The sequence below is a fragment of the Pseudomonas sp. QC2 genome (assembly GCF_002859085.1).
Lineage (GTDB): Bacteria > Pseudomonadota > Gammaproteobacteria > Pseudomonadales > Pseudomonadaceae > Aquipseudomonas > Aquipseudomonas petroselini.
In genome coordinates this window covers 88359-112733 of record NZ_PKKS01000021.1, presented here as the reverse complement: position 1 = coordinate 112733, position 24375 = coordinate 88359, and the positions used below count along the sequence as shown (strand labels likewise).

Here is a 24375-nt window from a genome sequence, read left to right as displayed (position 1 = left end):
GATATGAACGACAAGACCTTGTTTGAACCCTACACGCTCGGCTCACTGACGCTTTCCAACAGAATCGTAATGGCACCGCTGACACGGAACCGTGCGGGCGCGGGCTTTGTTCCGAGCGAGCACGCTGCGACCTATTACAGCCAGAGAGCCTCTGCAGGCCTGTTGATTTCCGAGGCCACGCAGATCTCACAGCAGGGCCAGGGTTATCAAGACACCCCCGGGATTTATACGCAGGCACAGATAGACGGATGGCGTTCTGTCACAGAAGCCGTTCACGCGAAGGGCGGACATATTTTCCTGCAACTGTGGCATGTGGGGCGCGTGTCCCATACCGACCTTCAGGAAAATGGCACAGCACCGGTGGCGCCCTCTGCGCTCCGTGCAGCGACGAAGGTGTTCGTCAACCATCGTTTCGTGGATGTTTCTGAACCTCGGGCGCTCGACATCAGCGAACTGCCCGGCATCGTGGGCGACTTTCGTCGCGCCGCGTTAAACGCAATTGCGGCTGGTTTTGATGGTGTAGAAATCCATGGTGCGAACGGCTATTTACTTGACCAGTTCCTCAAGGACGGCGCGAATGTGCGTACGGATGCCTACGGTGGCTCGGTTGAAAATCGTGCGCGCTTGTTGCTGGAGGTTGCGGCGGCGGTAGTGAGCGAAGTCGGTGCTGAGCGCACGGGCATCCGCCTATCGCCAGTGTCGCCGGCCAATGGGGTGTCCTGCACCGACCCGCAAGCCCAATTCGATTACCTCGTCGATCAACTCAACACCCTCGGCCTGGCTTACCTGCATGTGGTCGAAGGCGCCACTGGCGGGCCTCGCGACGTGGCGCCCTTCGACTTCGGCTCCTTGCGCCAACGCTTCAATAACACCTACATCGCCAACAATGGCTACGACCTGAACCTGGCCACCTCGACACTGATTGAAGACAAAGCCGACCTCATTGCCTTCGGCCGTCCGTTCATTGGCAACCCTGATTTGGTAGAGCGACTCCAGACCGATACGGCTTTATCCGCTTTTGACCCGGCCACCCTGTATGGCGGCGGCGCAGCGGGCTACATCGACTACCCGCCACTGACTGAAAGCGGCCAACGCCATCCCTGAACGTCACCTTTGCGAACGTTCCCGCCCTACATCCACAACAGAGAATCAAGCCATGAGCCTCCCTAACACCGTCCTCATCACCGGCGCCTCCACGGGCATCGGCGCCACCTATGCCGAGCGCTTCGCGCAACGCGGCCACGACCTCATCCTGGTCGCACGCGACAAAAATCGACTGGAGGCGCTGGCAGCGCAACTGCGCGATAAACACAAGGTCGCCATCGAGGTACTTCAGGCTGACTTGACCCACAGCAGCGACCTGGCGGCTGTCGAAACGCGCCTGCGCGAGGACGCCAGCATTGGCATCCTGGTAAACAATGCGGGTGCCGCGCAATCCGGCAGCTTTATCGAACAGTCCACCGACAGCGTTGCTCAACTGGTGACGCTCAACACGACCGCGCTGGTGCGACTGGCCAGCGCCATCGCCCCTCGCCTGGCCCAGGCCGGGAACGGCGCGATTATCAACATAGGTTCAGTGGTGGGCCTGGCGCCGGAGTTCGGCATGACGGTCTACGGCGCGACCAAGGCCTTTGTACTGTTTCTATCACAAGGCATGAGCCTGGAATTGACGCCCAAAGGCGTCTACGTGCAAGCCGTCTTGCCTGCTGCCACGCGTACCGAGATCTGGGAACGTGCAGGCATCGACATCAATACCCTGACTGACGTGATGGAGGTCGGCGATCTGGTCGATGCGGCGCTGGTGGGTTTTGATCGTCGCGAGACCGTGACGATTCCTCCCTTGCAGGATGCCGCACGCTGGGATGCCTTGCAGGCTGCACGTCAGGGTTTACTGGCGCAGATTCGACAATCCGATGTCGCCGAGCGATACACCACCACTGCATAAACACGACCCATATCAAGGGGCTGCCATGCCTAATGCCAGTCATTTAAGGGTGAGCACCGTACCTGTGGCGAGGGAGCTTGCTCCCGCTGGGTCGCGAAGCGGCCCCAGCTCTTTGTTTCAAAAGACTGGGACTGCTGCGCAGTCCAGCGGGAGCAAGCTCCCTCGCCACGGGTTACTTTTCGCTCTTGCTGCTTCTTAACTGACTGGCATTAGGCTGCCATGCCCCTTTTTCACACCAGATCTTGACGCGGATCCCTGAATAACTGAGGCGGTCAAGTTCCATTGAACGCCATGAGAGCTGAATCAAAATGAAGGCATTCTCGATCGACCGTTACGGCAAAAAGAATGGACGCATCAGCGAAGTGCCCACCCCTGAAGTGGGTGCCCATGACGTGCTTGTTCAGGTGCATGCCACAAGCGTCAACCTGCTCGACGCGAAGATCAGGACGGGCGAATTCAAACTGATCCTGCCGTACTCATTCCCGCTGATATTGGGTAATGACCTGGCGGGGGTGGTGGTCCGCGTCGGGGCCTCCGTGCGGCGCTTCAAGCCGGGTGATGAGGTGTACGCACGGCCTCCTCAGGCGCGCATAGGCACCTTCGCGGAACTGATTGCGGTAGATGAAAACGCACTGGCATTGAAACCTGAAAACCTCAGCATGGAAGAGGCCGCCGCCCTCCCGCTGGTTGCGTTGACGGCGTGGCAAGTGCTGGTTGACAGCGCCAGGCTGAAACAGGGCCAGAAGGTCTTTATCCAGGCGGGCTCCGGCGGCGTTGGCAGCGTCGCCATCCAGCTCGCCAAGCACCTGGGTGCCTTTGTCGCGACGACCACCAGCACGGCTAACGTGGAGTGGGTCAAGGCACTCGGGGCAGACGTCGTGATTGACTACAAGACGCAAAAGTTTGAACAGGTTCTTCAGGATTACGACGTCGTATTAAACAGCCTGGGCGCGGATGAACTGGAAAAGTCGCTGACCATTCTGAAGCCGGGAGGCCAACTGATATCCATCTCCGGGCCACCGACGCCGGCGTTTGCCCAAGCGCAAAAGTTACCCTGGGTAGTGGGCCTGGTGATGCGTCTGTTGAGCAGCGGTATCCGCAGGAAAGCGCGAAACAAGAAAGTCAGTTATGCGTTCGTATTTATGCGTGCCAGTGGCGCGCAACTGGACAAGATAACGGCGCTGGTTGAGTCCGGCAGTATCAAACCGGTGATCGACCGCACATTTACCTTCGACTCGACCGCCGACGCCTTGAGCTATGTCGAACAAGGAAGATCCAAGGGCAAAGTCATCATTAAAGTCAAATAACTATCCCCTCCTATTCGTCCGCAAAAGACGTTGTGAGTGAGCCGCACACTTGGAGCAGCAAATGAGTACATCTTCCGAAAGAACCGCGATTGTGACCGGCGCCTCATCGGGCATTGGTCGCGCGACCGCTGAGGCGCTGGTACGGGCGGGATACACCGTGTTCGGCACGAGCCGCAAGGCCACCGACACGCCAACCCAGGTGACCATGCTCGTCTGTGATGTGACCGATGACGACGCTGTCAGCGCCCTCGTTTCCACTGTACTTGCGCGGACTGGGCGGATCGACCTTCTGGTCAATAATGCTGGCGTTGGCCTGCTGGGTGGCGCGGAAGAGTTCTCGATCTCGCAGGTGCAGGCACTGTTCGACGTCAACCTGTTCGGCGTGATCCGCATGACCCATGCGGTATTACCGTCGATGCGGGCAAATGGCCAAGGACGCATCATCAATATCGGATCGATCCTGGGGTTAGTGCCCGCGCCCTACTCCGCTCATTACTCAGCGGTCAAACACGCGCTCGAGGGCTATTCGGAATCCCTTGATCACGAGGTGCGCGCCTTCAATATCCGAGTCTCGATTATCGAGCCGGCATTCGTAAGAACCGTCTTCGATCAGAACGGCATTGAACCGGACTCACCGCTGAAGGAGTACGACCAGGCGCGCGCCGGGTTCAAGGCGCTGCTGGCCGATGTCATGCCCAACGCCGATCGTCCAGAAGTCGTAGCGACGGTAGTCGTAGAAGCGGCGAGCGATATTCACCCCAAGCTTCGCTACACGGCCGGGAAGGCAGCGAAACAAATCAGCCTGCTGCGCCGCTTCGCTCCCGCCGGGGTGTTTGATAAGAGCTTGCGCAAGCAATTCCGGTTGCCGGTTTGAATCCTGGGTCTCATGACGCGCCTGCGAAACCTGTGTAGTCGAGGCAGCCGACTTTCGTCCTGGTACATTTCGCCCTCCGCCACGGGGCGGGGTTGAGGAAGTGTTTCTCAAATCCCAGACAATAAAAAACCCCGTAGACGTTAATCTACGGGGTTTCTAAGAGTGGAGGCCGAGGTCGGAATCGAACCGGCGTAGGCGGATTTGCAATCCGCTGCATAACCATTTTGCTACTCGGCCTCAAACGGTCAACGCCCCAACTGCTGGCACTCACCGTATAAAAACTTGAGTGGGCTGTATAACCCTGCCTCTACTCTAACTCATTGAATACATTGAAGTTTTTAATGCTTCGTTGCGTTCGATGGGCGCCATTATGTACGTATTTACCAACGCGTGCAACCCCTTGATTTCAAAAATATTTCGTAATGCCATCAAGGGGTTGCGCGTCTGCCCTACTCCTTGATGCGCAGTTGCTGGTACTGCGGGTCGGCCTTGATTTGGGCTTCGGTGAACGGCAGCGGGCTGAGTTTTTTCTGGGAGAACGCTTGGGTCTGGTCGTTGGAATGCGCGGAGGCCGGGTTCGTGGACTCGGAGAACGCAAGTACGCCTTGGGCATGCGGGCCCTGGTCGTCGAAGGTGACGATTTGCAGGTAGCTGCTGCCGCTGACCACTTCGCGCTTGCCGTCGGCGCGGGGCACGGTTTGCATGGCGTTGTAGATTCCCAGTTCCTGCGGGCCACCGTGGATTGGGGTTTGGCCGGAGACTTGGATATCGCCCCATGTGCTGTCGGCAGTCAGGCCCAGTTTTTCGACGTCGGCAGTAGAGGCCAGCATGGCTTCGCGCAGCGCTTTCGCCACGGGTGCGCGGTCGATCGCCAGGCCGCGTGGGGTGGTGAGCGGCTGGGCCGGGTCGAAGGCGACGCGCCAGGCGTCGGGGATTTGCTGCAGCTGTTGTACCAGGTTGATGAAGTGCACGAGGCCTATGCCGCTGTCGAGGTTGGCGCGTTGGTCCCAGTTTTTCAGGCTGGAGCACAGGGGTTGCAGGGCGGTGGCGTCGGCGCCGAGGTGCTTGGCGCAGAAATCGAGCAGGTCGGGCATGACTTGGCCGGCCAGGTACACCTCGTTGTCCATCACCATGTTTTTCAGGTCGGTGACGCTGATCGGTTTTTGCAGGGATTGCAGGCGCTGCAGGGCGAAACGCGCGCGCGGGCCAAGGCCGATGTGGTCCTGGCTGATTACCGGGGAGAAGCCCGTGAGCGGCGCCTTCGGGTTGGCCAGCCACGCCGAGTCGTTGGAATGCTGGACGTAGTCGGTGCGTTGCAGTTGCGGCAGTTGGTCGGCCGCGAAGATCCCAGGCTGGGCCGCGCGCGGGTCGATGTCCCAGGCGCAGGCGCTGTGTGCACCGTCGAGCAGGATCAGTTGCAGGCCGGCACGCGGGTCGCTGCACTGCGCCAGTTTGGCCGCGCTGACGTTGGGCACCACCGACTGGTTCATGTACAGGCTCTGGCCCTGGTCATCCGCGGCCAGGGTGTTGACCCACGGGATGCCTTGCAGGGTGTGCACCGAGGTTTTCAGTTCATTGAGGCTGGCGGCGCGGTTCATCGCGTACCACTGTTGCAGCACGCGGTCATTGCCCAGGTTGGCGTCGCGCAGGCTGAAGGCGTAGTGGCTGTCCCAGTCGAGCTTGCCCGGCCATTGCACCACCGGGCCGAATGGCGAGCTGTAGACGGTGTGCGACTGGTCCTTGAGGCTGCCATCCGCTTGCTTGACCTGTACGTTCACCGTGGTTTTATCCAGCGGCACCGATTTACCATCAAGCATATAGCGCGTGGCGTCCTTGGGATCCAGGGTCAGGCGGTACAGCGTGAAGTGCTTGGACGTATCCACCGTATGGGTCCACGCCACATGCTGGTTAAAGCCGATATTGATTACCGGCAGGCCCGGCAACGCAGCGCCCATCACATCCAGCTGACCGGGGATGGTCAGGTGCATCTGATAAAAACGCATGCCGCCTACCCACGGGAAATGCGGGTTCGCCAATAGCATGCCGCGCCCGTTGAACGAGCGGTCACGCCCCACCGCCACCGCGTTACTGCCGCGATCGAAGGCGAAGCGCTGCTGGTTGGCAGCCGCGAGCTCAAAGGCCTTGGCGTTGCGCGTCACAGAGGCTGTCGCTTGAGGCGGCGTCGCGCCGACCAGGGCTTCGGCGAATTGCCCGACGCCACCCTCTACCAGCAACCTACGGGTCAATTTGACCAAGTCCTCAGCCACCAATGGCCGCACCCAGGCCGCCTGGCACTGTGCCGGAGCGCCCTGCTCTTTCAGGTAACGGTTGTAGCCAGCCACATAGCCTTCGATACGCTGCTGGATCTGCGGGCTCTGCGCTTTCCAGAACGCGGCGACCGCATCCGGCGGGTTGAGCCAGTTGAAGAACACATCGCTGGCCAGGTTGTTGCGCTCTTCCAGGGTCGCCTGTTCGGGGCCGAAGAACCGGGCACGCTGCCCATTCACCGTGACGACTTCATTGGCCAGCAGGCACAGGTTGTCCTGGGCGTAGGCGTAGCCAATGCCGAAGCCCAAGCCACGCTCATCACTGGCGCGGATATGCGGCACGCCGTAACTGGTACGACGGATATCCGCCGACGCTTGCGTCACCTGCTCCCGCGCTGTGGCAGCCAGGCTCAACCCCAGCAATACCCCGGCCACACACACCCTGGACAACCCATTGGAAATAATCACGCAGACTCCACCGTCAGATTTAACCGCCTCACATGGGGCAATAACCCCACCGTAAGAACGCAAACCACCGGGAATAATTTAGCGTGGAGGGAGAGTTAGTTGGGGCCGCGCGGATGTGACAAAACGGATACCGACGAAATTTCTACATCCTTCACTTCATGATTTCGCTCGCTCGTTCGTCTTATTAACTAAGAGCGCTCATTTTTTCCTGATCAGGCTCTGAAAAGGAGTTTTTGCATGTACAACCCGCAAGTGCCCACGGATGGACATTCATCGGCTGCCGAGGCCAGTTTCGGCAGCGGTACACAGGCATTCGGCAAAGTGCCCGAACAGCAAGGCAACCAGCGTATCCGCCATTTGCTCAAGTGTTTTGGCTTGCGCACCAGCCTGATCCGGCTGAAGGTCATCGACGCCCTGCTCACCGCCGCCGACAACCAGCGCACCCTTGGTGTGCGCGGCGTACACAGCCATTTATTAGAGCTGGGTATCCCGCTGTCGTTTCTCAGCGTGCGCGAGGTGCTCAAGCGCCTGTGCAGCGAGGGCGTGATCACCCTCAATGCGGATAAAAGCTACAGCCTCCATGAAGAGGCTGCCAAGGTACTCGAAGGTCGCGCCTGATGGGCGCCCTGTCGCTTAGAGCTTGACCTTGCGGCGCATGATGCCGTTGATCACCACCACGACCACTGCGACGGCAATGGCGATGGTCTGGAATGTCTTCTCGCTGATAACCCCGGTGTTCTGCAAATAGGACAGGCCAAACATCGTCGCCAGTACGGCCAGGGCAATCAGAATCGAGTACTTCAAACGCTGCTTTTGTGTCATGACGGGTTCCTGAACTTGAAGAATAGAGCCGGTGTGAATCGCCGGACCTGCGCGGCAGATAAGCGCCAGCACGTCAGGCAGGCGCTTATGTTACAGGCGATGAAAAACTTTGGCTCGACCAATCAGCCCGCATCCACCTCACGCCGTAACCCGTTACCGGGCTGGGCGCAAAGCGCTACCAGCCAATCCACAAATACCCGCACCCGCTGGGATAATTGGCGATGCGGCGGGTACAGCGCCGACAGTGCCATGGTTGGCACCTTCACCTGGGGCAATACTTCCACCAACGATCCCTCGGCCAATTGACGCATCGCGTGATAATGCGGCGCCTGGATCAAGCCGAACCCGGCCTCACACGCTGCGAAATAGCCGTCGGAACTGTTCACCGCCAAGCCCTTCGACAGGTTCACCGTGTGCAAGTGGCCGTCGACCTGGAACTCCAGGCCAAACCGTTTGCCACTGGCGCTGGAGACGTATTCGACCATCTGATGGTTGGCCAGGTCATCAAGCGACGCGGGCACTCCCCTGCGCGCCAGATACTCCGGACTCGCCAGGGTCAGTTGATCCATCATCGCCAACGGCCGCGCCACCAGCGACTCGTCCAGCGCAAGGCCGCCACGCAGTACGCAATCCACACCCTCACGGATCAGGTTCACCGGGCGGTCGTTAAGGCCGACCTCCAGTTCGATCTGCGGGTAGCGCGCGGTGAACGCGGGCAACGCAGGGATCACGATCAACCTTCCGATTCCCGAGGGCATGTCCACGCTCAACGTGCCGCGTGGGTTCTGTCGCCGGGTGGAAAAGACCGCCTCGGTTTCTTCCAGGTCGGTCAGCAGTTGCACGCAACGTTGGTAATACGCCGCACCGTCCAGCGTCGGGCTGACTTGCCGCGTGGTGCGTTGCAACAATTGCACGCCCAAGTGCGCTTCCAGCTGCTTGATCAGCACGGTCACCGACGCGCGCGGCAGTTGCAGGCTGTCGGCGGCCTTGGCGAAGCCACGCAGTTCGACGATGCGTGTGAACACGCGCATTGCGTTGAAACGGTCCAAAGGAAGCTCCTCGAACTGATTATTCAGATAATGCGAATAGTGATAGTGCTTTTAGCCGGTTTATCCCGATTTTGTCGAGCGTGACAATGCAGGCCTTCCCACCCAAGGCGCTGAAACCATGCACATACGTCAACTCGGAACAAACGGCCCGCTCGTCTCCGCCATCGGCCTCGGCTGCATGGGCATGAGCGATTTCTACACACCCGGCAGCGACACCCGCGAAGCCACCGCGACCCTGCACCGTGCCCTGGAGTTGGGCATCAATTTTCTCGACACCGCCGACATCTACGGCCCGCACACCAATGAACAACTGATTGGCCAAGCCATCGCCGGCAAACGTGACCAGGTGTTCCTGGCCAGCAAGTTCGGGATTGTGCGCGATCCGGCACACCCGGCGCAGCGTGGCGTGAACGGCCGCCCCGACTACATCCGCGAGGCTATCAACGGCACGCTGCGACGCCTGGGCGTGGAGACCCTCGATCTGTATTACCAGCACCGCATCGACCCGGACGTCGCCATCGAAGAAACCGTCGGTGCCATGGCCGAGTTGGTCCAGCAGGGCAAAGTGCGCTACCTGGGCTTGAGCGAAGCCTCTGCCGCGACACTTGAACGCGCGCATAAGGTGCACCCGATCAGCGCGTTGCAAAGCGAGTACTCGCTGTGGAGCCGCGACCAGGAACACAACGGCTGCCTCGCCGCCTGCCGGCGCCTGGGCATCGCGTTCGTGCCCTACAGCCCGCTGGGCCGTGGTTTTCTAACCGGTGCGCTGAAAAGCCCGGATGACTTCGGTGCCGATGACTACCGTCGGTTCAGCCCGCGCTTCCAGGGTGAGAACTTTGGCAAAAACCTCGAACTGGTGAAGCAGGTACAAACGCTGGCAGCCGACAAAGGCGTGAGCGCCGGACAACTCGCGCTGGCCTGGGTGTTGGCGCAGGGTGACTTCATCATTCCGATCCCCGGCACCAAGCAGCGCAAGTATCTGGAAGAAAACGCGGCGGCGGTGTCGATCAGCCTCAGCCAGGCAGAGCTCGCGGCACTGGAGGCGATCTTCCCCATCGAGGCAACCGCCGGCTTGCGCTACCCCGAGGCGGTAATGGCCATGCTGGATATCTGAATAAAATGCCAGTCAGTTAAGGGTGAGCACCGTACCTTTGGCGAGGGAGCTTGCTCCCGCTGGTCGCGAAGCGGCCCCAGCTCTTTGTTTCAAAAGACTGGGACTGCTACGCAGTCCAGCGGGAGCAAGCTCCCTCGCCACGGGTGACTTTTCGCTCTTGCTGCTTCTTAACTGACTGGCATTACCCGGCGCTCTTTTTTCTTGCACGACCGTACCTAAAGCTCCGCCCTCCCAAGCCGATAGCCCTACGAAGCTCTAACAAAGCCGCGTCGACAATAAACGCTTCGTAAGGACGACCTCATGCCCCCACTGCGCTCTATCCAAGCCCGCTATACCCTGTTCCTGGTGCTGTTCGTCCTAGTGTTATTTGTGTTGACCGTGGTGGGCATCGGCCAGTTGGTCGCGCCCACGCTGCGACAGACAGAAGAACAGGTGGTGCTCAACCGCATCGCCGAGGTCGCCGAGCAGATCCAGGGCGAACTGAACAAGGTTCAGTCCCAACAACGCACCATCACCCAGACCATCCCATTGCTCGACAGCGATGCCATCGACAAAGTCCTGCCCGGCCTGGTCGACCAGTATGGCGAGCTGAAAGTCTTCGGGGGCGGGATCTGGCCGTTGCCCAACCAGCGCACACCGGGGCGTAACAAACACAGCACGTTCTGGCACCGAGATGCCTCGGGCAAGCTGGCGGTGAATACGTTCTGGAACAGCGACCCCGCGCCCAACTATTACGACCAGAGCTGGTACAAAGGCGGCTTGGCCTCGCCGCGCGGTCAATGTGCCTGGGCGGCCGCCTACAAGGACGACGCCAGCCAGGAGCCGCGCACCAACTGCGCCATGGCCATCCAGCGCGACGGCGTGCCTTATGGTGTCGCGACCATCGACGTGACCCTGGGCTTCTTCAATGACCTGGTGGCCAGCAAAGAGAAAGACATCGGCGGGCAAATGCTGATCGTCGAAGGTGACGGCAAGATCATCAGCAACAGCACCCAAATCAGCGGTCCGGTGGTGCTGAAGAACATCAGCGAACTCACCGGCACTTCGGCATTTGCGGCCCAGGTCAGCAAAGCCCTGGCCCACCGCGACCAGGCGCTGCAACGCAACGAGTTCGACAACCAGGGCGTGGCCAGCACTTTTTACATGCGCCCTATCGGTGGCACGCCATGGTTCCTCGCCACCGCCCTGCCCACCTCACTGATTACCGCCCAGCGTGATGACGTACTGGGCACCTTGGCCTTGCTGCAAATCCCTATGGTCCTGCTGCTGGTGCTGCTCGCCGCGTATGCGATCCGCCAACTGGTGCAGCGCATGAAGTCGTTGAAAACAAATATCGACGCACTGTCCGCCGGCGATGCCGACCTGACACGCCGCATCACCATCCGTGCCGAAGACGAATTGGGCGCCATCGGCCACTCGGTGAATCGCTTTATTGTCTACCTGCAGAACATGATCGGCGAAGTCACCCAAGCCACCGGCGCCATGTCGTCAAGCCTTGAGCAACTGCAGCGGACGTCGGCGCACACCAACCAGATCCTGGTACGGCATGCCTCGGAAACCGACCAGACCGTCACCGCCATCACCGAAATGAGCTCCACCGCCGACACCGTTGCGCAAAACGCCGCCGAAACCGCAGCGTTCACCCAGCGCGCCAACGAACACGCCGACCGTTCCCGCGTGGTCGTCGGTGAAGCCTCCAACAGTGTCAGCGCGTTGATCGGCGAAGTGTCCAGTGCGACCCACAGCGTGGAAAACATGCGCCAGGATGCCGCGCGTATCACCGAAACCCTCGGCGTGATCGGCGCAATCGCCGGCCAGACCAACCTGCTTGCCCTCAACGCCGCGATTGAAGCGGCGCGTGCCGGTGAGCAAGGCCGTGGTTTTGCGGTGGTGGCCGATGAAGTCCGCGCGCTGGCCGCACGCACGCAGGCCAGCACGTCACAGATCAACGAAATGCTCACCCGCCTGACGGCGGGCGTGAGTTCCTCGGTCGCCGCGATGGAAAACACCCAGGCCAGCTGCCAGTCGGCCGCGGATGCCACGGCGCGGGTGAACACCGGGTTGGATGAAATGGCCGGCTCGGTCAGCCACATCAATAACCTCAGCACCCAGATCGCCACGGCCGCCGAGCAGCAGAGCGCGGTGACCGAGGAGATCAACCGCAGCATGGTGCAGATCCGACAAATGGTCGAAGAGTTGGTGCAGAGCGGCCATGCCACTGAAACCAATACTCAAAGCCTGCTGGACGCGAATGGTCGGGTAATTGCGTTGATGGGTCGATTCAAGGTGCAGTGATAAACGGCTGAAACACTCCCGTGCAATGTGCGGGAGTGGGACTATTCTGACAGTTCAAGGTGATTACTACTGCCACACAGGAGGTGTGCCATGCGCGCAGCCGAGCAGTCGGTCCGCTTGGAGCGGATCAGTCAGGAACGCTTTATCCAGGCCCCCATCGACGCCGTTTATGACTACGTGACCCAACCGGATCGCTGGCACGAATGGCACCCCACCTCCCTCAGCGCCGATACGGGCACCACCGGTTCTCTCCCGCCCGGCGCACGTTTCACCGAGTTCATCGATTTGCTGGGTGTGCGTGTGCCCATGAGTTACCGCGTGCAGATCGCGCGGCGCCCCGGCGAATTCAAGACCGTGTTCACTTCCCTGGCCGTCGACGGCTCGATTCACTACTTCCTGTTGCCCCATCAAGGCGGCACGCTGTTCAAGCGTGTGTTGACCTATGAAACCGAATTGCAATTGGCCACCTTGCATGAACGCATGATTGAACTGTCGGCGGTCGCCCTCGGCCAGCTCAAGCATCGCCTGGAAAACCCACCTCTCGTATAATTTGGAAACATTACCGCCACACACCCCCCTCGGTGGAGACTGGCTTGCCTGCGCTGACGTCGTCATGATCGCCTGCATCCTGACGACGTTCACCGACCGACGAGCCCCACCATGAAAACCCGATTGCGATTGGCCCTGTTTTCAACCCTCTTCACCGCCACCCTGGCCCAGGCTACCGACCTGATCCCCATTGACGTGCACCGCGACGCCAACTGCGGTTGCTGCAAAAAATGGATCAGCCACCTGGAAAGCAACGGTTTCAAGGTCAACGACCACGTCGAAACCGACATGAGTGCGGTCAAACAACGCCTGGGCGTGGCGCCGCGCCTGGGCTCCTGCCATACCGCCGTGATCGACGGCAAATTCGTCGAAGGCCATGTGCCTGCCGAACAGGTGCTGGCCTTGCGCAAACGCAACGACCTGCTGGGCGTCGCCGCGCCGGGCATGCCCATGGGCTCGCCCGGCATGGAGGTGGAGGGCCGAAGCGAGGCCTATCAAGTCATCGGCCTGACCCGTGAAGGCAAAGATGTGGTGGTGGCGCAATACCCGGCACAATGATCGCGGGCTACCTGGGGTTGTTTTTCGCGGCGTTTGGCGCCGCGACATTATTACCCCTGCAATCGGAAGCGGTACTGGTCGGCCTGCTCCTCAGCAGCCATTACAGCCTGTGGCTGTTGCTGGGCATTGCCACGTTGGGCAATGTGCTGGGCTCAGTGGTGAACTGGTGGCTGGGCCGCTGGGTGGAGCACTTCAAGCAACGGCGCTGGTTTCCCATCAACGACAAGCAACTGGAAAAAGCCCGCAACCATTACGAGCGCTGGGGGCATTGGACGTTGCTGCTCAGTTGGCTGCCGCTCATTGGCGACCCGCTGACACTGGTGGCCGGGGTGATGCGCGAGCCACTGTGGCGATTCCTGCTACTGGTGACCCTGGCCAAAGGCCTGCGTTATGGCGTGCTCGCGGCGATCACCTTGCAGTGGGTGTTAATCCCCACTTAATCGTCTCGCAACAGCATCCGAATACCCTTCTCGGAGCCCAGCCAATGCCTCTGATCCGCGCTTTTTGTATCGCCGGCCTGCTCACAGCCACTGCCGCCCCGGCGTTCGCCGCGACCTACGGTCCCGAACTGCAAGGCTTCGAATACCCCTATCCGCTCAAGCATTTCGCGTTTCAATCCCAGGGCAAGTCCTTGCAAATGGGCTATATGGACGTCCCCGCCAAAGGTCAGGCCAACGGTCGCAGCGTGGTGCTGATGCACGGCAAGAACTTCTGCGGCGCCACCTGGGAAGGTTCGATCAAGGCCTTGAGCGACGCCGGCTACCGGGTGATCGCGCCGGACCAGATCGGATTCTGCAGTTCCAGCAAGCCCGATCATTACCAGTACAGCTTCCAGCAACTGGCGCTTAACACCCACCAACTGCTGGAAAAGCTCGGCGTTCAAAAGGCCACCCTCCTCGGCCATTCCACCGGCGGCATGCTCGCCACGCGCTACGCACTCATGTACCCCGAGCAAACCGAACAGCTGGCGATGGTCAACCCGATCGGCCTGGAAGACTGGAAAGCGTTGGGCGTGCCCTCGCTCAGCGTTGACCAGTGGTATGAGCGGGAGCTGAAGGTCAGCGCCGAAGGTATTCGCAACTACCAACTCAACACCTATTATGTCGGGCGCTGGAAGCCGGAGTACGAGCGGTGGGTGGACATGTACGCCGGCCTGAGCAACGGCCCCGGGCATACGCAGGTGGCATGGAACTCGGCGTTGATTTACGACATGATCTTCACCCAGCCGGTGTACTACGAGTTCAAGGACCTGCAGATGCCCACGCTGCTGCTGATCGGCACATCGGACAACACTGCCATCGGCAAAGACATCGCGCCGCCGGCGGTCAAGGCCACGCTTGGCGATTATGCCGTGCTGGGCAAGCAGGTGGCCAAGCTGATCCCCCATGCAACCCTGGTGGAATTCCCGGGCCTTGGGCACGCGCCGCAAATGGAAGAACCCGCCCAGTTTCACAAGGCACTGTTGCAGGGCCTTAACGCCCTTTAGTCCAACCTTTTTCGAGGCACTCGTGAATGTCGGTACAGATCGCAGTCATTGATGATTGGCAGAATGTGGCCAGTGGCGTGGTGGATTGGTCGGTCCTTGCGGCCGTGGGCCAGGTGCATTTCCTGCACGATTACCCGGCGGATACCGCCACCATGATCGAGCGCTTGCAGGGCTTCGAGGTCATTTGTGTGATGCGTGAGCGTTCTACCTTCGACAAAGCCCTGCTGCAAGGCCTGCCCGCGCTTAAATTGCTGGTGACCGGCGGCATGCGCAACGCCGCGATCGACATTCCCGCGGCCAAGGCCTTGGGTATCCAGGTCTGTGGCACCGACAGCTATAAACACGCGGCGCCGGAATTGACCTGGGCGTTGATCATGGCTTCCACGCGTGACCTGGTGGCTGAAGCCCATTCGCTGCGCGCCGGCCACTGGCAGATCGGCCTGGGCGGCGATCTGTATGGCAAGACCCTGGGGATTCTCGGGCTGGGCAGTATCGGCCAGAAAGTCGCGCAGTTTGCCCAGGTGTTCGGCATGCGTGTCATTGCCTGGAGTGAAAACCTCACCCCGGAACGGGCCGCCGAGTCAGGCGTGACGTGGGTCAGCAAGCAAGCCTTGTTCGAACAGGCGGACATTCTCACCGTGCACCTGGTGCTCAGTGACCGCACCCGTGGCTTGGTGGACGCGCAAGCGCTGGGCTGGATGAAGCCCAGCGCGCGCCTGGTCAACACCGCGCGGGGGCCGATAGTGGATGAGCAGGCGCTGGTGCAGGCCCTCGAAAGCGGCCGCCTGGCCGGTGCGGCGCTGGACGTGTATGCCCAAGAGCCGCTGCCCGCGGATCATCCCTTCCGCCGCTTGCCAACGGTACTGGCCACCCCGCACGTGGGCTACGTGAGCGAGCAGAATTACCGGCAGTTCTACGCGCAAATGATCGAAGACATTCAAGCCTGGGCGAACGGCGCGCCCATTCGCACCCTCGGCTAACGCACCAATGTAGTGAGTGGGCTTGCCCCACGCTGGGGCGCGAAGCGGCCCCAAAACCAAACACCTCGGTGGCACTCATTGCACCGAGTACGCCTTATGAGGAGCGCTTCGCACTCCGACGCGGGACAAGCCCGCTCACTACAGACCCCTTCCCCACTACAGCGGCATAACGTTAAAAGTATTTTGTCCTACAAAATCTTCTCGAAAACCCTACAGGCTCTAGGATATGTCCTAGACTGATGACCGATGGGTCCGTTTCAAAACAAAAGCCCCGCGAAAAAATCGAAACTTTACAACTCTGCCATAGGTCAGGTTTAGGGTAAGGCGCGCACATGCGGTTCATACCAGATGCCGTCTATCCATTCTTTTTGAGCTAACCGTGCAACTGGCATACGCCTTGCCCCAACTATTCAAAGGGCGTTATGCGCTTGCGCCTGGCCGCAGGATGCGGTCATCGGAGCTAGTGGCAGCGGGCCATTAGCCGACCAACACGTGGAGAGAACTATGATCAGTGCCGCTGCAAGTATTCAGGGAGAGCGTGTTAGTCAGCCAGTTGGCGGGTCGACCTCTTTGGTTGACCTCAACACGGTGCGGCCGGTCCCGAGTCACAATCCCAATCGCAAGAAAGTCCTGTTTGTCACCTCCGAATTCGCCGATCTGGTGAAAACCGGCGGCCTGGGCGATGTGTCCGCTGCCCTGCCCCGCGCCATGGCCCACCTGCACGATGTGCGGGTGCTGATCCCTGGCTATCCGCAGGTAATGGAGAGCGACAACCCGATCCATATCATCGGTGAGCTGGGCGGCCACGCTGCGCTGCCGCCGTGCAAGATCGGGCGGATGGACCTCAAGGACGGCCTGGTCATCTATGTACTGATCTGCCCCGAGCTCTACGAGCGTGAAGGTACACCCTACGGCGCCAACAACGGCCGCGACTGGCCGGACAACCATATCCGTTTCGCCCGCCTGGGCCTGGCCGCCGCTGACATGGCCGCCAACCTGGCGCAGATCCACTGGTGCCCGGACCTGGTGCACGCCCACGACTGGCCCGCTGGCCTGGCACCGGCCTATATGCACTGGCGTGGGTCACGCACCCCGACCCTGTTCACCATCCATAACCTGGCGTATCAGGGCGTCGTCAGCCTGGCCTCCACGCCGGAACTGGGCATTCCACCCCACGCCTTGCAACAGGAAGGCATGGAGTTCTACGGCAAGATGTCGTTCCTCAAGGCCGGCATGGCGTATTCCAGCCATATCACCACCGTGAGCGCCACCTACGCCCAGGAAATCACTACGCCTGAATTCGGCTGCGGCCTGGATGGCTTTTTGGCCAGCAAGACCCAGCAAGGCTTGCTCAGCGGCATTCCCAACGGCATCGAAGACAGCTGGGAAACCTCCACCGACCCCCACCTGACGCACAACTTCAATATTGGCGATTGGGAAGGCAAGGCGGTGAACGCCGCGCAGGTGCGCAACCTGTTCGGCCTCCACGACTCGACGGGTCCGCTGTTCGCCGTGGTCTCGCGCCTGGTCTTCCAGAAAGGCCTGGACCTTACCGAAGCCGTTGCCAGCTTTATCGTCGAACAAGGCGGCCAGATCGCGATTATCGGCCGGGGTGAGCCTGAAGAAGAAAACGCCATGCGTGAACTGGCGCTGCGCTTCCCAGGCCAGATCGGCGTGCGCATCGGCTTCAACGAGACCGACGCCCGGCGCATGTTCGCCGGCAGCGATTTCCTGCTGATGCCGTCGCGTTACGAGCCCTGCGGCCTGAGCCAGATGTACGCCCAGCGCTTCGGTTCGCTGCCCGTCGCACGTAACACCGGTGGCTTGGCTGACACCATTGAAAACGGTGTCACCGGCTTCCTGTTCAATGAATCCACGGTCGACAGCTACAAAGAAGCCTTGAGCCGCGCGTTCAAGGTGTTTGCCTTCCCTGGCTTGCTCAACGCCATGCGCTGCCGGGCGATGACCCAACCGTTCAACTGGAGCCAGGCCGTGGAACCCTACGCCGAACTGTATGAGCAACTGGTGGCTAAAGCACTGGGGAAATCCGCTAAATAATCAAAGGGAGGTTTTTATAGATGCCGTTACGGACTCTGGAAACCTGGCCCCACGGCGCAATCATGCTGGACGCGCAACACACGCGTTTCGCCTTGTGGGCGCCAGACGCGTTTTATGTCAGCGTTGAATTGGAAAACGGCAAGTCCGTCGCCATGCTGCCCCAGGCAGAAGGCTGGTTTGAAACCGAAATAGCGTGCCCGGCGGGCACGCGCTACCGCTTCAATATCGATGGGGAGATGGACGTACCCGATCCCGCCTCCAGGGCCCAGGCCTCGGATGTGCACGGTTGGAGCGTAGTGGTCGACTCCCTCGCCTATCAATGGCGTCACAGCAATTGGCAAGGCCGCCCCTGGCACGAGGCAGTCATCTATGAACTGCACGTCGGTGCCATGGGGGGTTATGCCGGCATTGAGAAACACCTGCCACGCCTGGCCGAATTGGGCGTTACCGCGATTGAATTGATGCCGTTGGCGCAATTCCCCGGCGATCGCAACTGGGGCTACGACGGGGTCCTGCCCTATGCACCCCAAGCCTCCTACGGCACCCCTGAACAGCTCAAGCACCTGATCGACAGCGCCCACGAACATGGCCTTGCGGTGATTCTCGACGTGGTCTACAACCACTTCGGGCCCGACGGCAATTACCTGGGCCAATACGCCAAGGGGTTCTTCCAGGAAGACGTGCACACGCCATGGGGCGCCGGCATCGATTTCAACCGGCGTGAAGTGCGGGACTTCTTCCTCGATAACGCATTGATGTGGTTGCTCGAATACCGCTTCGACGGCCTGCGCCTGGACGCGGTACACGCCATCGATAACCCGGAGTTTCTCAAGGAGCTGGCCCACCGCGTGCGCGAGCAGGTGGACACGGGCCGCCATGTCTGGCTGATGCTCGAAAACGAGCTCAACCAGGCCGGGCTCCTGCAGCACGATTTCAACGCGCAGTGGAATGATGATTTCCATAATGTGTTGCACGTGCTGTTGACCGGCGAAACCGATGCGTATTACAGCGACTTCGCCCAAGACCCGACCGCTAAATTGGCCCGCTGCCTGGGCGAAGGCTTTATCTACCAAGGCCATACAACCCGGCATGGCCATGTGCGTGGCGAACCCAGTGGGCACCTGCCACCGAGCGCGTTCGTGGCGTTCCTGCAAAACCATGACCAGATCGGCAACCGTGCCCTGGGCGAGCGCCTGCATCAGCTCTGCTCGCCGCAGGCCTTGAAGGCGGCGACCGCGCTGCTGCTGCTGTCGCCGATGATCCCGCTGATGTTCATGGGTGATGAGGCCAACGCCAGCGAGCCTTTCCTGTTTTTCACCGATCACCATGGCGAGCTGGCCGAGGCGGTGCGTGAAGGTCGACGCAATGAATTCAAGGATTTCGCCGCGTTCCAGGACCCGGAGCGGCGCGAACGCATTCCCGATCCCAATGCCCTGCCGACCTTTTTGAAAACCACGCCCAGCTTCGACGAGAACGAACACACCCAGCTCTATCGCCAACTGCTGAGCCTGCGCCACCGGCATCTCGTGCCGCACCTGCCCGGCAGTGTCGCGCTGGGCGCTCAGGTCCTGGCCGATCACGCCGTCAGCGCCCGTTGGCGCCTGGGTAACGGCAGTGTGTTGCGGATCGACCTCAACTTGAGCGCCGTGCCGCTGGATCACCCCGCCACGGAGCCGGTCCTTTTTCAAACGCCTGCCAACGCCGGCGCAACCCTGCCGCCGTACAGCGCACGCGTCACCCTATCCCCTGTTGGAGAGCACCCTTGAGTGAAGCGAACCTGGAAATCCTCGCCAGCCGAGCGGGCCTGGCCGTCGATTGGATCGACGCAAACGGCCGCCCGCAACGTGTAACACCCGACGCCCTGCGCGCCGTTCTCAAAGGCCTGGGCCACCCGGCCGACAGTGACGCAGAGATCGACGCCAGCCTGCTTGAACTGGAGCGGGTACAACAAGACAAACACCTGCCGCCCTTACTGACCATCGACAGTGGTGACGGCCTCGACCTGGCGCGCTACTTCGAACCGGACACCCTGTGCCGGGTCAGCCTGGAAGACGGCGACACCCTGGAACTGCGGCTCGATGGCAACGCCGTCCTGCCAGGCGTCATTGCCCTGGGTTATCACCAAGTGCATATCGCCGATCAGGTCTTCACCCTGGCCGTCGCCCCCACGCATTGCTACAGCGTCGCCGAAGCGGTCGATACCCAACCGGCCCGCGCCTGGGGCCTCAGCGCGCAACTGTATGGCCTGCGCCGTCTGGGCGACGGCGGTTTTGGCGATACCCTGGCCTTGGAGCATCTGGCCCGCTCGGCGGCCGAGCGCGGCGCCGATGCACTGGCCATCAGCCCGATGCATGCCATGTTCAGCGCCGACACCGGGCGCTACAGCCCGTATTCGCCGTCGAGCCGGTTGTTCCTCAACAGTTTGTACGCCTCCCCGGGCTGCATCCTGGGTGAGCGCGAAGTGCGCAACGCGATCGAGTCCCTCGGCCTGGCGGATGAGCTGCACGCGCTGGAGCAACACACCCTGATCGACTGGCCCGCCGCCGCCAAGGCCAAGCAACGCCTGTTGCGTGCACTTTATGAAGACTTCCGTCATGGCCACCACCCACAACACGCCGACTTCCTCAGTTTCCGCCAGGCCGGTGGCGAGGCGCTGGAAAACCATTGCCGCTTCGAAGCCGTGCAAGCGGCTCGCGCAGCGGCAGGTGAAGCACTCGACTGGCGCCACTGGCCCGAAGACTGGCGCAGCCCGCAGAGCCCGGCACTGGCGCAGTTCGCCGAAGACAATCGCGATGAGATCGGCTACTTCGCGTTCAGCCAATGGCTGATCGCCCGTTGCCTTGAGCGCGCGCAACAAGCTGCGCGCGGTAGCGGCATGGGCGTGGGCTTGATCGCCGACCTCGCGGTGGGCGCCGACGGCGGTGGCAGCCAGGCCTGGAGCCGCCAGGATGAATTGCTGGCAGACCTGACCGTCGGTGCGCCGCCCGACATTCTCAACCGTGCCGGCCAGGGCTGGGGGATTTCCGCCTTCTCGCCCGAAGGTCTCAAGCGCAATGGCTTTCGCGCCTTTATCGAAATGCTGCGCGCCAACTTTGCCCATGCCGGCGGCTTGCGCATCGACCATGTGATGGGCCTGCAACGCCTGTGGGTGATCCCCATGGACGCCTCGCCGCGCGAAGGCGCCTACCTGTATTACCCGGTGGATGACCTGTTGCGGCTGTTGGCGCTGGAGTCCCACCGTCACCAGGCCATTGTGCTCGGTGAAGACTTGGGCACGGTGCCGGATGGCCTGCGTGAAAAACTCATCGCGCGCTCGATCCTGGGCATGCGTGTGTTGCTGTTCGAGCAAAACCACGAGGGCCGGTTCACGCCGATCCTCGACTGGCCGGACAACGCCCTGGCCACCACCAGCACCCATGATTTGCCGACCCTGAACGGTTGGTGGCACAGCCGCGATATCGACTGGAACATCCGGCTTGGCCTGATCGACGCGCCTACGGTGGAACAATGGAGTGAACACCGCCTGCGCGAACGCCAGGCACTGCGCCAGGCCTTGAGCCAGGACCCGCAGAACTTCGTCGAAGAAATCCGCAATGAAACCGACCATATGATCGACGCCAGTGCGCGCTACCTCGGCCACACCCGCGCGCCCCTGGTGCTGTTGCCGTTGGAGGACGCCCTCGGGGTGGAGGAACAAGCCAACCTGCCCGGCACCACCGACACCCATCCCAATTGGCGTCGCCGCCTGCCGGGCGAGGCGTCCAGCCTGCTCGACAATGCCGGTGCCGCCCGCCGCCTCGAGCTGTTGGCCGTCGCGCGCAACCAAGCCTATGAGCGTGACCGATGAACGCACTGCCCCTGCGCGCGACCCAGCGCCTGCAATTCCATAAAGGCTTTACCCTCGATGATGCGGTGCCCCTGGTGCCGTATTTCGCCCAGTTGGGCATCAGTCACCTGTATGCCTCGCCGCTGCTCAGCGCCCGTGCAGGGTCCATGCACGGCTACGATGTGGTCGACCCCACCAGCGTCAACCCGGAGCTGGGCGGAGAACCGGCCCTGCGCCGCCTGGTCGCGGCGCTGCGTGAACACAAGATGGGCCTGATCCTCGATATCGTTTCCAACCACATGGCCGTGGGCGGCGCCGACAACCCTTGGTGGCTGGACCTGCTGGAATGGGGGCGACTGAGCCCCTACAGCGAGTTCTTCGATATTCAATGGCACTCGCCCGACCCCCTGCTCAAGGGCCAATTGCTGATGCCGTTCCTCGGCAGCGACTACGGCGAAGCCCTGCAGGCCGGCACCCTGACGTTGCAGTTCGACGCCCCCCACGGCGCGTTCTACGTTGAGCATTACGAACACCGCTTCCCGATCTGTCCAAAGGACTACGCGGCGATCCTGGGCACTGAGGCGCCGCTCAAGCCCCTGGCCGAGCGCTTCACCGCCCTCGCCCATCAGGAAGACGCCTACCACGAGGCGGCGTGGCTCAAACAGGCCCTGGCCGAACGCGCCACCGAGGTGCTGCCGGCCATCGAGCAGCAGCTGACCACCTTCGACGGGCGCCAGCCCGAAGGCTTCAAGCGCCTGCATCAACTGCTGGAACAACAGGCCTACCGCCTGGCCAGCTGGCGCACGGCGGCGGATGACATCAACTGGCGGCGCTTCTTCGATGTCAACGAACTCGGCGGCCTGCGCGTAGAGCGTACCGCGGTGTTCGAAGCCACCCATGGCAAGATCTTCGAACTGATCAGCGAAGGCTTGGTGGATGGCCTGCGCATCGACCATATCGACGGCCTGGCCGACCCGCGCGGGTATTGCCGCAAGCTGCGCCGTCGCGTGGATTCGCTGGTGCCGGAACGGCACTTGCCGATCTTCGTCGAGAAGATCCTCGGCGAGGGCGAAACCCTGCGTGAAGACTGGCAAGTGGACGGCACCACCGGCTACGAATTCATGAACCAGTTGTCGCTGCTGCAACATCAACCGGACGGCTTCGAACCGTTGGCCGAGCTGTGGACACGCCATAGCGAACGGCCTGCGGCGTTTATCGAGGAAGCGCGGCTGGCACGCCAGCAGATCCTCAATGGCTCCCTCGGCGGTGACTTTGAAAGCGTGGCCCAGGCCCTGCTGCAAGTGGCCCGCGACGACGTGATGACCCGCGACCTGACCCTCGGGGCCATCCGCCGGGCCTTGCAGGAACTGATCGTGCACTTCCCGGTGTACCGCACCTACATCAGCGCCCGTGGCCGTAGCGCCGCCGACGACAAGGTGTTCCAGCAGGCCATGGACGGCGCGCGCACGACCTTGGGCGAAGGCGACTGGCCGGTACTTGAGCACCTGGAAAATTGGCTCGGCGGCCAGCCCTGGCGCAATCGCCCGGTGGGCCGTGAGCGCAAGATCCTCAAGCATGCCTGCGTGCGCTTCCAGCAACTGACCTCGCCCGCCGCCGCTAAAGCGGTGGAAGACACCGCGTTCTATCGTTCGGCGGTGGTGCTGTCGCGCAACGACGTGGGCTTCAGCACCGAACAGTTCAGTGCGCCCTTGGCCGACTTCCATGCGGTCAACCAGCACCGTTTGCAGACCTTCCCCGACAACCTGCTGGCCACCGCCACCCACGACCACAAGCGCGGCGAAGATACCCGCGCGCGCCTGGCCGTGCTGAGTGAGTGCGCGCCGTGGTACGTCGAACAGGTCGAGCATTGGCGTAGCCTCGCCGCGCCGCTGCGGGTTGACGCGAATACGCCGTCGGCCGGCGATGAATTGATCCTCTATCAGGCACTGCTGGGCAGTTGGCCGCTGGACCAGGACGCCGACTTCGAGGGTTACCAGCAACGCCTGTGGCAATGGCAGCAAAAAGCCCTGCGCGAAGCCAAGTTGCAAAGCAGCTGGAGCGCGCCCAACGAAGCGTATGAGCAAGGCGTCGAAGCCTTCCTCTCGCGGCTGCTGCTCACTGATGAGGGGCGCGAACTGCGCACCGCCATTGGCAACGCCGCCCAGGTGATCGCCCCGGCCGGTGCGCTCAATGGCCTGGCGCAATCCTTGCTTCGCCTCACCGTACCGGGTGTGCCGGACCTGTACCAGGGCGACGAGTTCTGGGACTTCAGCCTCGTGGACCCGGACAACCGCCGCCCGGTGGATTTCAACGCACGGCAACAGGCGCTGGATACTCCGCCGGACCTCGGTGAACTGTTGTTCAACTGGCGCGACGGGCGCATCAAACAGGCGTTGATTGCTCAGGTGCTGGGCTTGCGTAAAGCCCATCCCGAACTGTTCCGCAGCGGCGCATATACACCGCTGGAAGTGGTCGGCACGCACGCCGAACGGGTGGTCGCTTTCGCCCGCGAGTATCAGGGCAAATACGTGCTGGTGGTGGTGCCACGCTGGTCGCACGCGCTGCTTGAAAACGGTGTGCACCCTCAGGTCAATGCGCGGGTTTGGGGCGATACACGGGTGAAATTACCGTTCGCCGCGACAACTCAAAACTGGAAGGGACTTTTTCATACAGGCGCAGTCACACCAGACAAGGAGCTGTTGATCAGCACTGCCCTGGGGGATTTCCCGGTCAATGTCTTTATCAATCCTGATGATCAAGAAAGCTGAAATTTTCTG

General features: G+C 61.5%; 19 protein-coding genes, 1 tRNA gene and 1 pseudogene. 17 read left to right on the top strand and 4 right to left on the bottom strand.

From position 1 onward, the window contains the following. Positions 1-3: 3 nt before the first annotated feature. The 4 genes from QCBJ_RS19635 to QCBJ_RS19620 all read left to right on the top strand — a co-directional run bounded on the left by QCBJ_RS19635 (position 4) and on the right by QCBJ_RS19620 (position 4126). Complete coding sequence (locus tag QCBJ_RS19635) at positions 4-1104, top strand: alkene reductase (protein ID WP_102061389.1); 1101 nt, start codon at positions 4-6, stop codon at positions 1102-1104. Between the two features lie 52 nt (positions 1105-1156). Beyond that, positions 1157-1945: an SDR family oxidoreductase gene (locus QCBJ_RS19630; RefSeq protein ID WP_102061388.1), complete on the top strand. Its 789-nt coding sequence runs from the start codon at positions 1157-1159 to the stop codon at positions 1943-1945. Positions 1946-2253: 308 nt separating this feature from the next. Further along, entirely contained in the window at positions 2254-3252 is a 999-nt protein-coding gene (locus QCBJ_RS19625) for an NADP-dependent oxidoreductase (protein ID WP_102061387.1), read from the top strand. Between the two features lie 61 nt (positions 3253-3313). Further along, entirely contained in the window at positions 3314-4126 is an 813-nt protein-coding gene (locus tag QCBJ_RS19620) for an oxidoreductase (protein WP_043205410.1), read from the top strand. A gap of 163 nt (positions 4127-4289) precedes the next feature. Here QCBJ_RS19620 and QCBJ_RS19615 read toward each other — a convergent pair. Together QCBJ_RS19615 and QCBJ_RS19610 are read right to left on the bottom strand one after the other, a co-directional pair. Further along, positions 4290-4363, bottom strand: a tRNA-Cys gene (locus QCBJ_RS19615). Between the two features lie 212 nt (positions 4364-4575). Beyond that, the gene (locus tag QCBJ_RS19610; RefSeq protein WP_102061386.1) at positions 4576-6861 is read right to left on the bottom strand and encodes an acylase; all 2286 of its coding nucleotides are present in this window, start codon (positions 6859-6861) and stop codon (positions 4576-4578) included. A 237-nt stretch (positions 6862-7098) separates the two neighbouring features. On the opposite strand from QCBJ_RS19610, the gene QCBJ_RS19605 reads away from it, so the two are divergent. Next, positions 7099-7479, top strand: coding sequence for a hypothetical protein (locus QCBJ_RS19605; protein WP_012724513.1), 381 nt, complete (start codon positions 7099-7101; stop codon positions 7477-7479). 15 nt (positions 7480-7494) lie between these two features. On the opposite strand, the gene QCBJ_RS19600 is transcribed toward QCBJ_RS19605, so the two are convergent. Both QCBJ_RS19600 and QCBJ_RS19595 read right to left on the bottom strand, forming a co-directional pair. Continuing rightward, positions 7495-7683, bottom strand: a complete 189-nt coding sequence (locus QCBJ_RS19600) for a hypothetical protein (RefSeq protein WP_010210250.1) — start codon at positions 7681-7683, stop codon at positions 7495-7497. Positions 7684-7805: 122 nt separating this feature from the next. Continuing rightward, complete coding sequence (locus tag QCBJ_RS19595) at positions 7806-8732, bottom strand: LysR family transcriptional regulator (RefSeq protein ID WP_102061385.1); 927 nt, start codon at positions 8730-8732, stop codon at positions 7806-7808. Between the two features lie 118 nt (positions 8733-8850). Between QCBJ_RS19595 and QCBJ_RS19590 the strand changes: the two genes are divergently transcribed. The 12 genes and pseudogenes from QCBJ_RS19590 (at position 8851) to QCBJ_RS19540 (ending at position 24366) form a co-directional block, all read left to right on the top strand. Continuing rightward, positions 8851-9846 carry an aldo/keto reductase gene (locus QCBJ_RS19590; RefSeq protein WP_102061384.1) on the top strand — a complete coding sequence of 332 codons (996 nt, stop codon included), beginning with the start codon at positions 8851-8853 and terminating at the stop codon, positions 9844-9846. 300 nt (positions 9847-10146) lie between these two features. Next, a pseudogene (locus QCBJ_RS30790) lies at positions 10147-11280 on the top strand (cache and HAMP domain-containing protein); the annotation flags it as partial. A gap of 15 nt (positions 11281-11295) precedes the next feature. Further along, a complete protein-coding gene (locus tag QCBJ_RS30785) occupies positions 11296-12141 on the top strand; it encodes a methyl-accepting chemotaxis protein (RefSeq protein WP_371914036.1) in 846 nt (281 codons plus the stop codon). 90 nt (positions 12142-12231) lie between these two features. Next, positions 12232-12690: an SRPBCC family protein gene (locus QCBJ_RS19580; RefSeq protein ID WP_012724517.1), complete on the top strand. Its 459-nt coding sequence runs from the start codon at positions 12232-12234 to the stop codon at positions 12688-12690. A gap of 111 nt (positions 12691-12801) precedes the next feature. After that, positions 12802-13248, top strand: coding sequence for a DUF411 domain-containing protein (locus QCBJ_RS19575; protein WP_102061382.1), 447 nt, complete (start codon positions 12802-12804; stop codon positions 13246-13248). Next, positions 13245-13688 (top strand): YqaA family protein, encoded by a 444-nt coding sequence (locus QCBJ_RS19570; protein ID WP_102061381.1) that lies wholly within the window; start codon positions 13245-13247, stop codon positions 13686-13688. The genes QCBJ_RS19575 and QCBJ_RS19570 overlap by 4 nt, the downstream gene beginning before the upstream one ends. Before the next feature lie 44 nt (positions 13689-13732). Continuing rightward, on the top strand, positions 13733-14734 hold the full coding sequence (locus QCBJ_RS19565) for an alpha/beta fold hydrolase (protein ID WP_102061380.1): 1002 nt from the start codon (positions 13733-13735) through the stop codon (positions 14732-14734). A 26-nt stretch (positions 14735-14760) separates the two neighbouring features. Then, complete coding sequence (locus tag QCBJ_RS19560; RefSeq protein WP_012724521.1) at positions 14761-15714, top strand: D-2-hydroxyacid dehydrogenase family protein; 954 nt, start codon at positions 14761-14763, stop codon at positions 15712-15714. A 504-nt stretch (positions 15715-16218) separates the two neighbouring features. Then, positions 16219-17772: a glycogen synthase GlgA gene (glgA, locus tag QCBJ_RS19555; protein ID WP_080567197.1), complete on the top strand. Its 1554-nt coding sequence runs from the start codon at positions 16219-16221 to the stop codon at positions 17770-17772. A 20-nt stretch (positions 17773-17792) separates the two neighbouring features. After that, entirely contained in the window at positions 17793-19538 is a 1746-nt protein-coding gene (gene treZ / locus QCBJ_RS19550; protein WP_102061379.1) for a malto-oligosyltrehalose trehalohydrolase, read from the top strand. Next, the gene (gene malQ, locus QCBJ_RS19545) at positions 19535-21619 is read left to right on the top strand and encodes a 4-alpha-glucanotransferase (protein ID WP_102061378.1); all 2085 of its coding nucleotides are present in this window, start codon (positions 19535-19537) and stop codon (positions 21617-21619) included. Before treZ ends, malQ begins: the two co-directional genes overlap by 4 nt. Then, entirely contained in the window at positions 21616-24366 is a 2751-nt protein-coding gene (locus tag QCBJ_RS19540) for a malto-oligosyltrehalose synthase (protein WP_102061377.1), read from the top strand. The genes malQ and QCBJ_RS19540 overlap by 4 nt, the downstream gene beginning before the upstream one ends. Positions 24367-24375 lie beyond the last annotated feature (9 nt).

Bases quoted from the DNA above. Each gene is read 5' to 3' on its own strand.
- QCBJ_RS19590 (WP_102061384.1), top strand. From the start codon at position 8,851: ATGCACATACGTCAACTCGGAACAAACGGCCCGCTCGTCTCCGCCATC.
- glgA (WP_080567197.1), top strand. From the start codon at position 16,219: ATGATCAGTGCCGCTGCAAGTATTCAGGGAGAGCGTGTTAGTCAGCCA.
- QCBJ_RS19575 (WP_102061382.1), top strand. From the start codon at position 12,802: ATGAAAACCCGATTGCGATTGGCCCTGTTTTCAACCCTCTTCACCGCC.
- QCBJ_RS19560 (WP_012724521.1), top strand. From the start codon at position 14,761: ATGTCGGTACAGATCGCAGTCATTGATGATTGGCAGAATGTGGCCAGT.
- QCBJ_RS19620 (WP_043205410.1), top strand. From the start codon at position 3,314: ATGAGTACATCTTCCGAAAGAACCGCGATTGTGACCGGCGCCTCATCG.
- QCBJ_RS19565 (WP_102061380.1), top strand. From the start codon at position 13,733: ATGCCTCTGATCCGCGCTTTTTGTATCGCCGGCCTGCTCACAGCCACT.
- treZ (WP_102061379.1), top strand. From the start codon at position 17,793: ATGCCGTTACGGACTCTGGAAACCTGGCCCCACGGCGCAATCATGCTG.
- QCBJ_RS30785 (WP_371914036.1), top strand. From the start codon at position 11,296: ATGATCGGCGAAGTCACCCAAGCCACCGGCGCCATGTCGTCAAGCCTT.
- QCBJ_RS19580 (WP_012724517.1), top strand. From the start codon at position 12,232: ATGCGCGCAGCCGAGCAGTCGGTCCGCTTGGAGCGGATCAGTCAGGAA.
- QCBJ_RS19625 (WP_102061387.1), top strand. From the start codon at position 2,254: ATGAAGGCATTCTCGATCGACCGTTACGGCAAAAAGAATGGACGCATC.
- QCBJ_RS19570 (WP_102061381.1), top strand. From the start codon at position 13,245: ATGATCGCGGGCTACCTGGGGTTGTTTTTCGCGGCGTTTGGCGCCGCG.
- QCBJ_RS19540 (WP_102061377.1), top strand. From the start codon at position 21,616: ATGAACGCACTGCCCCTGCGCGCGACCCAGCGCCTGCAATTCCATAAA.
- QCBJ_RS19600 (WP_010210250.1), bottom strand. From the start codon at position 7,683: ATGACACAAAAGCAGCGTTTGAAGTACTCGATTCTGATTGCCCTGGCC.
- QCBJ_RS19635 (WP_102061389.1), top strand. From the start codon at position 4: ATGAACGACAAGACCTTGTTTGAACCCTACACGCTCGGCTCACTGACG.
- QCBJ_RS19630 (WP_102061388.1), top strand. From the start codon at position 1,157: ATGAGCCTCCCTAACACCGTCCTCATCACCGGCGCCTCCACGGGCATC.
- QCBJ_RS19605 (WP_012724513.1), top strand. From the start codon at position 7,099: ATGTACAACCCGCAAGTGCCCACGGATGGACATTCATCGGCTGCCGAG.